Origin of the sequence: Leisingera aquaemixtae (assembly GCF_019801145.1) — a bacterium.
Taxonomy (GTDB): domain Bacteria; phylum Pseudomonadota; class Alphaproteobacteria; order Rhodobacterales; family Rhodobacteraceae; genus Leisingera; species Leisingera aquaemixtae_A.
Genome location: NZ_JAHVJQ010000001.1, coordinates 770,011 through 782,019 on the forward strand (window position 1 = coordinate 770,011; position 12,009 = coordinate 782,019).

Consider the following 12,009-nt stretch of genomic DNA (forward strand, 5'->3'; position numbering starts at 1 on the left):
CTTCTTTGTTGCTAGGCATTAGGTCTAAAGGAAGTGCCCCGGAATTGGCCAATCAATCATTTTTGAGAGCTGTTGCAGGCACTGGCTGCGAAAAAATGTGTACAATCGCATACAAAAGTGGCCCCTGCGGCGTTTGGGCTATTGAATGCTCTATCTTCCTCATGCATTTAGCAGGCAGCGAATTCCCCGGTTTCAAATTCTTGAGGGAGGCCAACCATGCCTATTACCGTCGGACAGGACAATGCCAAGACGCGCAAAACGCTCAGCGTCAACGGCAAGTCGATCTCCTACTACTCCATCCCCGCAGCCACCGAAGCTGGCTTTGGCGACTTCTCCAAGCTGCCCGCCGCCCTGAAAGTGGTGCTGGAAAACATGCTGCGGTTCGAGGATGGCGGCTTTTCCGTCTCCACCGACGACATCAAGGCCTTCGGCGAATGGGCCGAAAAAGGCGGCAAGAACCCGCGTGAGATTGCCTACCGCCCTGCCCGCGTGCTGATGCAGGATTTCACTGGCGTTCCCGCCGTTGTCGACCTGGCCGCCATGCGCGACGGCATCGTCGGCCTGAAAGGCTCTGCCGCCAAGATCAACCCGCTGGTCCCCGTTGACCTGGTGATCGACCACTCGGTGATGATCGACGAGTTCGGCAACCCGCGCGCGTTCCAGATGAACGTCGACCGCGAGTACGAGCGCAACATGGAGCGCTACCAGTTCCTGAAATGGGGCCAGAACGCGTTCAACAACTTCCGCGTCGTGCCGCCGGGCACCGGCATCTGCCACCAGGTGAACCTGGAATACCTGGCGCAGACCGTCTGGACCGACACCGACCAGAACGGCGAGGAAGTCGCCTATCCGGACACCCTGGTCGGCACCGACTCGCACACCACCATGGTCAACGGCGCCGCGGTGCTGGGCTGGGGCGTTGGCGGCATCGAGGCCGAAGCGGCGATGCTGGGCCAGCCGATCTCCATGCTGATCCCCGAGGTCATCGGCTTTGAGCTGACCGGCGAGATGGTCGAAGGCACCACCGGCACCGACCTGGTTCTGAAGGTGGTGGAAATGCTGCGCGCCAAGGGCGTGGTCGGCAAGTTCGTCGAATTCTACGGGACCGGCCTGGACCGCCTGCCGCTGGCAGACCGCGCGACCATCGCCAACATGGCCCCGGAATACGGCGCCACCTGCGGCTTCTTCCCGATCGACGACGAAACCCTGCGCTACCTGCGCAACACCGGCCGCGACGAAGACCGCATCGCGCTGGTCGAAGCCTACGCCAAGGAAAACGGTTTCTGGCGCGGCGCGGATTATGCACCGGTCTACACCGACACCCTGTCGCTGGACATGAGCAGCATCGTTCCGGCCATCTCCGGCCCGAAACGCCCGCAGGACTATGTGCCGCTGACCAACGCCAAGGCCGCCTTCCGCCAGGAGATGGAAGAAACCTTCAAGCGTCCGATGGGCAAGGAAGTCGCCGTCAAGGGCGAAGACTACACCATGGAATCGGGCAAGGTCGTGATCGCCTCGATCACCTCCTGCACCAACACTTCCAACCCCTATGTGATGATCGGCGCAGGCCTGGTCGCGCGCAAGGCTGCCGCCCTGGGCCTCGACCGCAAGCCCTGGGTCAAGACCTCGCTGGCACCGGGTTCGCAGGTGGTGTCCGCCTATCTGGAGGCCGCGGGCCTGCAGGAGGACCTGGACAAGGTCGGCTTCAACCTGGTGGGCTACGGCTGCACCACCTGTATCGGCAACTCCGGCCCGATCCAGCAGGAGATCTCCGAGGCGATTGCCGAAGGCGACCTGGTGGCGACCTCGGTGCTGTCGGGCAACCGCAACTTCGAAGGCCGCATCAGCCCCGATGTGCGCGCCAACTACCTGGCCTCGCCGCCGCTGGTTGTCGCCTATGCGCTGGCCGGCACCATGGACATCGACCTGGCAACCGACGTGATCGCGCAGGACAAGGACGGCAACGACGTCTACCTGAAGGACATCTGGCCATCGACCCAGGAAGTTGCGGAACTGGTCGAGCAGACCGTCACCCGCGAGGCGTTCCAGTCGAAATACGCCGACGTCTTCAAAGGCGACGAGAAGTGGCAGGCGGTCGAGACTACCGATGCGGAAACCTATGACTGGCCCGCAACCTCGACCTACATCCAGAACCCGCCCTACTTCCAGGGCATGGGCACCGAGCCGGGCACCATCGAGAACATCGAGGGCGCCAAGGTTCTGGCAATCCTGGGCGATATGGTCACCACCGACCACATCTCGCCCGCCGGTTCCTTTGCCACCACCACCCCTGCAGGCCAGTACCTGCTGGAGCGCCAGGTACAGCCGCGCGAGTTCAACTCCTACGGCTCGCGCCGCGGCAACCACGAGATCATGATGCGCGGCACCTTTGCCAACATCCGCATCAAGAACGAGATGCTGGACGGCGTCGAGGGCGGCTACACCAAGGGCCCCGACGGTGAGCAGACCTCGATCTACGAGGCCTCGATGGCGCATCAGGCCAACGGCACCCCGCTGGTGGTGTTCGGCGGCGAGCAGTACGGCGCAGGCTCCTCGCGCGACTGGGCGGCCAAGGGCACCGCGCTCCTGGGCGTCAAGGCCGTGATCGCCGAGAACTTCGAGCGTATCCACCGTTCCAACCTGGTTGGCATGGGCGTGATCCCGTTCGAATTCACCGCTGGCGACACCCGCAAGACGCTGGGCCTGACCGGCGAGGAAACCGTGTCGATCCGCGGCCTGGACACCATCCAGCCGCTGCAGGAAGTGCCCTGCGACATCACCTATGCCGATGGCACCACCAAGACCATCACGCTGAAGTGCCGGATCGATACCGCACCGGAAATCGAATACATCGAGCACGGCGGCGTTCTGCACTACGTGCTGCGCAACCTGGCCAAGTCGTAAGGCCTGCCAGACCGAAGCTTTTGAACATGCACCCTGCGGGGTGCATGTTTTTTTGTGTCCTGAACTTTCCCGAAGCCGTCCGGGGCCGTCGACAGCAGTCTTGCCCAACGCCCGTATCCTGGATACAATTTAAACGCGTAATCAGCGGCGCCTTTACCGGCTGTACGGCCCAAACTGCTTGTGCAAATGTGCTTCTCAAATACACCTTATAAACGCTGCGAAACCCATTGAAAGGCTGGACGCCCAAGCATGAAAGAAGCCGTTTTTGCAGTTGTTTACCCTGACATCGGCACTTTCGACGCGCATGTGGAAGCCGTCCTGGCGATGGTACCGGACACGCGGTCCTTTCCAGGCTGCATCGAGGCGCATGTGGGCATCAACCGGGACCGTTTCGAAATCGCAGTCTTCCACCTTTGGGAAACGCCGGAACATCTCAACCGGTATCTGGACTGGCGCGCAGAACGCGGTGACTTGGACGCCCGCAGTGCCACAATGCGGCGGGAACAGGACTTCCGAACCTTTTCGGTGCCCTGAGCCGGCCGCGCCGCACAGGGCCTGTTCGCAATCACCGCATTGCAGATGCGGCGCCTCCGGGTGACACTGGCGGCATGACACAGACAGACAGCATCACCGGCTACCACGCTCATATCTACTTCGACGCCGCCACCGTGGATCAGGCCCGCAGCCTGTGCCAGCAAGCGGCGCAGCGGTTCTCCGTCGAGATGGGCCGGGTCCATGAAAAGAACGTCGGGCCCCACCCCATGTGGTCCTGCCAGCTGGCGGCGACGCCGGATCAGTTCGCGCAGCTGCTGCCGTGGCTGGCGCTGAACAGGAACGGGCTGGTTGTCTTCGCCCACCCGGAGACCGGCGACGCGCTGGCCGATCACCGCGATCACGGGATTTGGCTGGGCACCGGGCTTGAACTGGATCTCAGCATTTTCGGCTAACCCGAACCGCAAATTTACCAGAAGTTTCCAAGTCGCCGGGAACATGTCAGCACTCACAAATCCCGGAGACTTCAATGACCGAAGCGGTGATCATAGGATTGCACCCCCGGCCCGGAAAGTTCAGCGAGCTGACGGCGCTTGTCCAACAGATGGTGAAAGAGGTTCGCAGGCACGCTGGGTGTTTGCAGGCTGACATCCTGCTGGCCCCGGACAGAGATGAAATATCCGTATTCCAGAGATGGCAAAACCCGGAGGCTTTCAGCGAGTATCTGATCTGGCGGTCCAAACAGGATCATCTGGACCGCGTCTATGAGTTGTCGGCGGCGGAGCCCGATCTGAGCAGCTTTACCCTGTGTGAACCGGGCTGATGCAGGGGGGTGGTTACTGCCCCGCTGCCTTCTCCATCGCCGGGCGCAGGGTGCTGTCGATCACCCGCTGGGTGATCGGGCCGGCAAAGCGCAGGATGATCTTGCCTTGACCGTCGACCACATAGGTTTCCGGCACGCCATAAAGGCCCCAGTCGATCGCCATGCGGCCCTTCTCGTCGCGCCCCATCGCGGTGTAAGGATCGCCCAGTTCGTTCAGGAACGACTCCGCATTGGCCAGCTGGTCCTTGTAGTTGATGCCGTAGATCGGGATGCCTTCCTCGGACAGCGCCTCTAGGTTCGGATGCTCGACCCGGCAGGGCGCGCACCAGCTTGCCCAGTAGTTCACCAGCTTCACGTTTCCGTCGCGCAGGGTCTCGTCAGAGAACATCTCCTTGCCCGGAAACTCATCCAGCACCACCGGCGGCGCCGGCTGGCCTTCGCGGGCGGACGGCAGGCTGTTCGGGTCCTCGCGGAACATGCCCACCAGCGCCAGGCCGACAAAGCCTGCAAACACCACACCGGGCACCGCCATCAGGGGTGAAATCTTAGCCATTGCGCTTCATCCGGGTTTCCAGGGTTTCCATCTCCCGGCGCACCTTGCGGCCGCGCAGGATTGTCACCACCACCAGCGCCACCAGCAGCAGCAGAGAGGCGCCATAGGCCGACAGCACCGTGTCGGCGTATTTTCCAAGATCAGGCATCACGCCTCCAGCCGTTCGCGCGCCATCAGTGCCTTGATGCGGCGGGCGCGGATTTCAGTTCCGGTGCGGTAGAACACCAACGCGATGAACAGGAGCACAAACCCTGCCATGCAGACATAAAGCGGATTGGAAAACGCATCGGCCACGTTTTCCTTCTCATCGAGCGACAGCGACGCGCCCTGGTGCAGCCCCTGGTTCCAGAAGTTCACTGCATAGCGGCTGAGCACGGCAAAAACAGAGCCCACCAGGCACAGGATCGCGGTGAGGTCCGCGGCGGTGTCTGGGTTGTCGATCGCCTCCCACAGGGCGATGTAGCCAAGGTAGAACAGGAACAGCACCAGGAAGGACGTCAGGCGCGGGTCCCAGGCCCACCAAGTGCCCCACATCGGCTGGCCCCAGATCGCGCCGGTGATAAGTGCAATCACCGTCATGATCACGCCGACAGGCGCGGCGGCGCGGGCGGCCAGGGCACTGACATGGTGGCGCCGGACCACCCAGACCAGCGAGGTGACCAGCATCATGAACCAGGCGTTGATCGCCATCAGCGCCGACGGCACATGCAGGAAGATGATCTTGACGGTGGAACCCTGCCGGTAGTCGTCCGGCGTGAAGAAGAAGCCCCAGATGAGGCCCACGGAAATCAGCACCGCGGAGCTGACCCACAGGGCCGGCATCACCTTCTCGGTGGTGGCCAGAAACTTCTTCGGGTTGGCGTATTCCCAGATCGACATGGTGGCTATTTAGCTCTTGTTCTCGGGTTTCTCAATTCACAGCTCCGGCAAATGTCCTATCGCAAATTGACGCGCAGGACAGCAGCGCTGGCAAAGGGCAGAAGGGCGATGGAGGCGGCGGAGATCCCTGCCAGCAGCAAGAGCGGCGTCTGTACCGCCATGCCCTCGGCGCCGCGGCGGGCGACCTCCGATCCGAAGATCAGCGTCGGCACGTAAAGCGGCATCACCAGCAGCGACATCAGCAGGCCGCCGCGTTTCAGCCCCACGGTCAGCGCGGCGCCGAAGGTGCCGATGACGGACAGCGCAGGCGTGCCCAGCAGCAGGGAGACCACCAGCCACTGGAAGCCCAGCACCGGCAGGTTCAGCAGCACGCCCAGCACCGGTGCCGCCAGCACCAGCGGAAGGCCGGTGGTGATCCAGTGGGCCAGCGCCTTGATCGTGACGGTGCTTTCCAGCGGCAGCGGCGCAGTGGCCAGGAGGTCGAGCGAGCCGTCCTCCCAATCCAGCGCCAGCAGTCGGTCAAGCGACAGCAGGCAAGCAAGCAGCGCCCCCAGCCACAGCACGCCCGGGGCGATGCGGGCCAGCAGTTCGGACTGCGGACCGACGGAGAACGGCACCATCACGGTCACGATAAGAAAGAACGCAAGGCCGAGGCCAAAACCGCCGCCCGCGCGGAAGGCGAGCTTCAGATCCCGCAGAAGAAGCGCAATCACAGGAAGCCTCCGTCAAAATCGTCAATCTCTGGCGGCTTGGCCTTGTAGGGGCCGACATCCAGCACCTCCGCCTCCAGCCCCAGATCGATATGGGTGGCAATCAGGGCAGAACCGCCCTGCCCCAGATGCGCCCGCACGGCATCCGCGAACATGGCGACAGAGGTGGTGTCGAGGCTGACAGTCGGCTCGTCCATGATCCAGACCGGGCGCCCCGTGACCAGCATCCGGCTGAGGCCCAGGCGGCGTTTCTGGCCCGCCGACAGCGCACCCGCCTGCCGGTCGCGCAGGGTTTGCAGATCAAAACCGTCCAGCGCCTGTTCAATGCCGTTGCGGCCAAAGACACTGGCCCAGAAGGTCAGGTTCTCCGCCACTGTCAGCGTCGGCTTCAGACCGTCGGAATGCGCGGCGTAGGCAATCTGGTCCTCAGCCCCTTCAACCCGGCCCTTCAGCGGCGGCTGCAGGCCCGCGACGGTGCGCAGCAGCGTGGTCTTGCCGATGCCGTTGGGGCCGCGCAGGATCAGCGCCTTGCCGGGCGCCAGCGCAAAGCTCAGGCCTTCCAGCACCGGTATGCCGCCGCGGGCCACGCCCAGATCCGTTACAGTCAATGTCATGAAGTTCGCTAGTCCTATTTCTCCGGGCATCAAAAGCCTGTTTTCAAATCGCCCGCTTTGCGGCAGGTCAAATGAATCTTCAGAAAATCAGACAGGCAGCGCGGCCAAGGCAATCCGGCGGCCCTCGGACAAGAGCACATTGTAGGTGCGGCAGGCCGCGGGGGAGCTCATCGCCTCCACCCCCAGGCCGGCCTCCTCCAGCGCCTTGCGCAGATCCGCCGGGATATGGGCGATCTCGCTGCCGGTGCCGATGAACAGCACGTCGACTTCCCCGGCCAGCGCCAGCAGAGGCGCGGCATTATCAAGCCCGCCCCAGGCTGCGGTTCCGGCAGCCGAGGTCAGCACCGCGCCCTGATGCACCTGCCCGCCGATACGGAAGAACCCCTCGCCATAGCCGTCCACCGGCTGCGCGTCGGAATAAGTCACTTCGTTCAGGCGCATAGGAGCTTCCTTTCAGTCAAATACCGGGAGGCTGGATACCACGGCCAGCGCAATCACGGAATAGGAGGCAAAGCGGTAGAGCTTCTCAAGCTTGGGGTCAAACAGCGCCTTGCCGGTGAGGGTGGTGATCACATAGGGGATGCCCAGCAGGCAGGCCAGGATCACCGCCTTGAGGCTGGCCATGCCGCCAAAGATCAGATTGGCCGCGATCACCACGTCAAGCGCCGCCAGGAACACGATGGTGTTGGCCCGCACCCGTGAAACGTCGCGCACGTTGGCCAGGTAGAAAACGATGACCACCGGCCCGGTGAGGCCGGTCATGCCGCCAACGATGCCGGCCGCACCGCCGATGGCAAACCGCCCCGGCCAGCCCAGCCGCCCCTGCCAGCGCCAGCCGGAGACCACGGCCGCCAGTGTCACGCCGATCACCCCGGCGGCAACCCAGCGCAGGGTCAGCGGGTCCATCTGCGCCATCAGCCACAGCCCGGCCGGAACCGTGACCGCGGCGGCCATGGACAAGGCTCCGACTTCTGCCCTGTCCGCCTTGCTCCAGGCCTGCGGGAACAGGGTGACGGTGGAAAACACCCCCATCAGCACCATCAGGAACACCACATCCGCGGACGGCAGGAACTGGGCGCCGACCGGAACAAAGATCATCGCGGTGCCAAAACCAGTGAAGCCGCGGACAAGGCCCGCGGCTCCAATGGTCAGGAAAAGCCAGAACAGCCCCGGCGTCTGCAGGGCTGCCTGAAACGCCTCAAGCATCGATGTTCGAGAACTGGTTGCCGGTGGTGTTAGACTGCTTCGACCAGTCGCGCTTCACCCCCAGTTTCAAGAGGATGGTGGAGGCAACGAAGACCGACGAATAGGTCCCCACCACAACGCCCCAGATCATCGCAAACACGAAGCCGCGGATCACGTCGCCGCCCAGCACATAGAGCGATATCAGCGCCAGCAGCGTGGTGACAGAGGTCATCATGGTCCGGCTGAGGGTCTCGTTGATGGACAGGTTCAGAACCTCTGCCAGATCCTTCTGCTTGTAGCGGCGCAGGTTCTCGCGCACCCGGTCAAAAACCACCACGGTGTCATTCAGCGAGTAGCCGACGATGGTCAGAAGGGCGGCAATGATGGCCAGGTCAAAGCGGATCTGCAGTTCCGAGAACACGCCGATGGTCAGCACCACGTCATGCACCAGCGCCGCCACCGCGCCGAGCGCGAACTGCCATTCGAAGCGCAGCCAGATGTAGACCAGCACCGCCGCGATGGCGAGCACGACGGCAATCACCGCGGTCTGGATCAGCTCGCCCGAAACCTTGGGGCCAACGGATTCGACCGAGACGAACTTGATGCCCGGCGCCACTGCGTCCAGCGAGGCCTTCAGCGTTTCGATCATCTCGCCGGAGATCGCCTCGCCGTCGTCCTGCGCCTGGATGCGGATCATGGCGACGTGCTGGTCCTCCTCGAAGGCCGGATCGAACACCTCGGTGATCGACACATCGCCCAGCTGATGCGCCGCCAGCGCGTCGCGGTAGGCACCCACGTCCACGGACTCGGTAGCCTCGGTGCGGATGGTGGTGCCGCCGCGGAAGTCGATGCCGAAGTTCAGCCCCTGGAACAGGAAGGAGGCAAACCCCACCACCATCATCAGCGCGGAGATGCCCAGCCACAGCTTGGCGCGCTTGAAGAAGTCGAATGAGGTTTCCTGGGGAACAAGTCTCAGCCGCATATCACACCTCAATCGTTTTCGGACGGCGCCGTTCGAACCACATGATGATCATCAGGCGGGTCACAAAGATCGCGGTGAATACCGAGGTCATGATGCCCAGCCCCAGGGTGATCGCAAAGCCGCGCACCGGGCCGGAGCCCATGGCGAACAGGATCACCGCGGTGATGAAAGTGGTGATATTGGCGTCAAGGATGGCGCTCAGCGCCTTGGAGTAGCCTTCGTCGATGGCCTTGGCCGGGCCGCGGCCCGCTTTCAGCTCCTCTCGGATGCGCTCGAAGATCAGCACGTTGGCGTCCACCGCCATGCCGACCGTCAGCACGATACCGGCGATGCCCGGCAGCGTCAGGGTGCCGCCAATGAGGCTGAGCATGCCGAAGATCAGCGCGATGTTCAGGATCAGCGCCACATTGGCAAACAGCCCGAACAGGCCATAGCTGAGCCCCATGAACGCCAGCACCGCGACAAAGGCGACGGCAGTTGCCACCTTGCCCGCGTCGATGCTGTCCTGGCCCAGTTCCGGACCGATGGTGCGCTCTTCCAGGAACTCCAGCCCCGCGGGCAGCGCGCCTGCGCGCAGCAGCACGGCAAGGTTGGTGCTTTCCTCGATGGTGAAGTTGCCGGTGATGATGCCGGAGCCGCCCGGAATGTGCGACTGGATCACCGGGGCAGAGACCACCTCGTCATCGAGCACAATCGCAAAGGGGGAGCCGATGTTCTCGGCGGTGTAGTCGCCGAACCGGCGGGCGCCGGAGGTGTTGAAGCGGAACGTCACCGCAGGCCGGCCGTTCTGGTCGAACGACGGCTGCGCATCCACCAGGTCCTCGCCGGTCACAACTGCGGCGGCTTCAACAGTGTAATAGGTGCCCTCTTCATCCAGCGAGGGGATCACCTTGTTGCCGACACCCGGCGCCGCGTCCGCATCGCTTCCGCGGCCCACAACCGGGTTGAAGGTCAGCTGCGCAGTGGTGCCGATGATCGCTTTCAGCTCCGAGGCAGAGCCGATGCCAGGCACCTGGATCAGAATACGGTCGGCGCCCTGGCGCTGGATGGTCGGCTCGCGGGTGCCGACCTCGTCGATGCGGCGGCGCACGATTTCGAGCGACTGGCGCACGGTGCGGTCGTCGGAGGCGAGCTTTTCCGCCTCGCTCAGCTGCACCACCAGGATGTCGCCTTCGGCGGAGACTTCAATGTCGGTTGCGCCGGCGCCGGTCAGGCTGGTCACCGGGTTGGCCAGGCCGCGCACCACTTCCAGCGCGCGGGACATGCCATCCGGTTTGGATATCTTCAAGCGAATCTGGTCCGCAGGGCCGGGCTGGCGGCGGAAAGTGCCGACAGTGGAGCGCTCGGGCCGCAGCGCATCGCGCACCTCCGGCCACAGCGCATCCATCCGCGCCTCGTAAACGTCGTCAACCTGCACCTCGGCCAAAAGATGCGCGCCGCCCCGCAGGTCGAGGCCCAGGTTCACCAGGCCCGACGGCAGGAAAGACGGCCACTGGCCTGCGGTTTCCAGCCGTTCCGGCGTTTCGCCCTTGGCGATGATATCCGCCGCCGCGTCATTGGCCTGTTCGACGCGGGTGTAAAATCCGTTTGGCAGGGCAAGCAGCAGGCCCGCCGCACAGACCAGCCAGATCAGCACCCTCTTCCAGAGATCGATTTGCAGCATTGCCCTGCCTTTTCAGATAGTTGCGTAGGGCGCTTACGCTGCCGGCTCGGTCTTGTTCAGAACCTGGGCAATGGTCGCCTTGACCACGCGCACCTTGACGCCATCAGCGATCTCGACCTCGACCTCGCCGTCTTCTTTGACCTTGGCCACCTTGCCGATCACGCCGCCCTGGGTCACCACCTGGTCACCGCGGCGCAGGCCGTCCACCATCGCCTGATGCTGTTTCATCTTTTTCTGCTGCGGGCGGATCAGCAGGAAGTACATGATCGCGAAGATCAGGATAAGCGGGAGAAATTGGGCGACTGCGCCACCGTCCATGGGATATTCCTTCTGTAAAAGCAGCGCTGGAGTTAGCGCCGGAAATTTGCAGCGGAACCTATGCGCTGGACCGGGGGTTTGCAAGGGAACGCTGCAGTCCCGGAGGGGCGGATTGCAGGCCGCGGCGGCTGGCCGTGCGGCAGGCGGCTGAAGAAAGCACAGACACGCCCTGCCGCCGTGCAGAATTTGATTGCAAAACAGCACGATTCGGCGCTTTGCTTTCCCCTGCGCAAGCCGCCAGGCGCGGGGCATTTGCCCCCTCTTTCCGGTCCGGATGGCGGCCCGGCCATTCCTGAAAGAAGGAACAGGCGCATGATGATGGTGCGCTGCTATCTCGCCCCCTCGGCCATCGAAGGGCTGGGCGTTTTCTGCCATGACAACATCACCAAGGGGGATATTGTCTGGCGTCATGACAGGATGCTCGACACCACCTTTCCCGAGAGCAAGCTGGACAATGTCGAACCCCACATGAAGGAGTTTCTGGAGCGCTACAGCTTCCCGGATCCCTGCCGCCCGGGCTACCTGATCCTGCAATGCGACGAAGGGCGTTTCCTGAACCACTCCATGTATCCGAACCTCGATTTTTCCGACGGGGTCTGGGGCCGGGCGCTGGCCAGTATTCCGGCAGGCACGGAGCTCACCTTCGACTATGCCGATTTCCTGACCGGCGAGATCCGCATGCAGCCGCCGCGGCACCAGGTGCACATGATGGCGTTGGCCGCGGAATGAGAACCAAAGGGCCGGGTCCAGCACCCGGCCTTTTCTATTCTGCTGCCGGCGGGCTGTGGCCGATTAACCCGCTTGCACATAGACCGCCCGCCCCCCTTCCCCTTTGTTCACCCTTGCGTCATAGGATGGGGCTACTGATTCAAACCATCTTGCAACG

Annotated in this window: 15 protein-coding genes; 5 read left to right on the forward strand and 10 right to left on the reverse strand. The window is 63.4% G+C overall.

Features of this window, described 5'->3' with window-relative positions; all coding sequences use genetic code 11:
* Positions 1-216 precede the first annotated feature (216 nt).
* The 4 genes from acnA to KUW17_RS03795 all read left to right on the forward strand — a co-directional run bounded on the left by acnA (position 217) and on the right by KUW17_RS03795 (position 4,219).
* Positions 217-2,904: an aconitate hydratase AcnA gene (gene acnA, locus KUW17_RS03780; RefSeq protein WP_222476019.1), complete on the forward strand. Its 2,688-nt coding sequence runs from the start codon at positions 217-219 to the stop codon at positions 2,902-2,904.
* A gap of 249 nt (positions 2,905-3,153) precedes the next feature.
* Positions 3,154-3,438 carry an antibiotic biosynthesis monooxygenase gene (locus tag KUW17_RS03785; RefSeq protein WP_222476021.1) on the forward strand — a complete coding sequence of 95 codons (285 nt, stop codon included), beginning with the start codon at positions 3,154-3,156 and terminating at the stop codon, positions 3,436-3,438.
* A gap of 74 nt (positions 3,439-3,512) precedes the next feature.
* Entirely contained in the window at positions 3,513-3,851 is a 339-nt protein-coding gene (locus KUW17_RS03790) for a DOPA 4,5-dioxygenase family protein (protein WP_222476022.1), read from the forward strand.
* 74 nt (positions 3,852-3,925) lie between these two features.
* Positions 3,926-4,219: a putative quinol monooxygenase gene (locus KUW17_RS03795; RefSeq protein ID WP_222476023.1), complete on the forward strand. Its 294-nt coding sequence runs from the start codon at positions 3,926-3,928 to the stop codon at positions 4,217-4,219.
* A gap of 13 nt (positions 4,220-4,232) precedes the next feature.
* Here KUW17_RS03795 and KUW17_RS03800 read toward each other — a convergent pair whose 3' ends face one another.
* From KUW17_RS03800 to yajC, 10 genes are all read right to left on the reverse strand, one after another.
* Positions 4,233-4,772, reverse strand: coding sequence for a DsbE family thiol:disulfide interchange protein (locus KUW17_RS03800; RefSeq protein WP_222476025.1), 540 nt, complete (start codon positions 4,770-4,772; stop codon positions 4,233-4,235).
* Positions 4,765-4,920 carry a heme exporter protein CcmD gene (gene ccmD, locus KUW17_RS03805; RefSeq protein WP_222476026.1) on the reverse strand — a complete coding sequence of 52 codons (156 nt, stop codon included), beginning with the start codon at positions 4,918-4,920 and terminating at the stop codon, positions 4,765-4,767. Before ccmD ends, KUW17_RS03800 begins: the two co-directional genes overlap by 8 nt.
* Positions 4,920-5,651, reverse strand: coding sequence for a heme ABC transporter permease (locus KUW17_RS03810; protein ID WP_222476027.1), 732 nt, complete (start codon positions 5,649-5,651; stop codon positions 4,920-4,922). The genes ccmD and KUW17_RS03810 overlap by 1 nt, the downstream gene beginning before the upstream one ends.
* Before the next feature lie 56 nt (positions 5,652-5,707).
* Positions 5,708-6,364, reverse strand: a complete 657-nt coding sequence (gene ccmB / locus KUW17_RS03815) for a heme exporter protein CcmB (RefSeq protein WP_222476028.1) — start codon at positions 6,362-6,364, stop codon at positions 5,708-5,710.
* Entirely contained in the window at positions 6,361-6,975 is a 615-nt protein-coding gene (ccmA, locus tag KUW17_RS03820; RefSeq protein ID WP_222476030.1) for a heme ABC exporter ATP-binding protein CcmA, read from the reverse strand. The genes ccmB and ccmA overlap by 4 nt, the downstream gene beginning before the upstream one ends.
* An 87-nt stretch (positions 6,976-7,062) precedes the next feature.
* The gene (locus tag KUW17_RS03825) at positions 7,063-7,416 is read right to left on the reverse strand and encodes an Mth938-like domain-containing protein (protein ID WP_222476031.1); all 354 of its coding nucleotides are present in this window, start codon (positions 7,414-7,416) and stop codon (positions 7,063-7,065) included.
* A gap of 12 nt (positions 7,417-7,428) precedes the next feature.
* On the reverse strand, positions 7,429-8,181 hold the full coding sequence (locus KUW17_RS03830; RefSeq protein ID WP_222476032.1) for a TSUP family transporter: 753 nt from the start codon (positions 8,179-8,181) through the stop codon (positions 7,429-7,431).
* A complete protein-coding gene (gene secF / locus KUW17_RS03835; RefSeq protein ID WP_222476033.1) occupies positions 8,174-9,142 on the reverse strand; it encodes a protein translocase subunit SecF in 969 nt (322 codons plus the stop codon). The genes KUW17_RS03830 and secF overlap by 8 nt, the downstream gene beginning before the upstream one ends.
* A gap of 1 nt (position 9,143) precedes the next feature.
* Positions 9,144-10,805, reverse strand: coding sequence for a protein translocase subunit SecD (gene secD, locus KUW17_RS03840; RefSeq protein ID WP_222476034.1), 1,662 nt, complete (start codon positions 10,803-10,805; stop codon positions 9,144-9,146).
* Between the two features lie 33 nt (positions 10,806-10,838).
* Positions 10,839-11,123: a preprotein translocase subunit YajC gene (yajC, locus tag KUW17_RS03845; RefSeq protein WP_222476035.1), complete on the reverse strand. Its 285-nt coding sequence runs from the start codon at positions 11,121-11,123 to the stop codon at positions 10,839-10,841.
* A gap of 312 nt (positions 11,124-11,435) precedes the next feature.
* Here yajC and KUW17_RS03850 point away from each other — a divergent pair, with 312 nt between their 5' ends.
* Complete coding sequence (locus tag KUW17_RS03850; protein ID WP_222476037.1) at positions 11,436-11,852, forward strand: SET domain-containing protein; 417 nt, start codon at positions 11,436-11,438, stop codon at positions 11,850-11,852.
* Positions 11,853-12,009 lie beyond the last annotated feature (157 nt).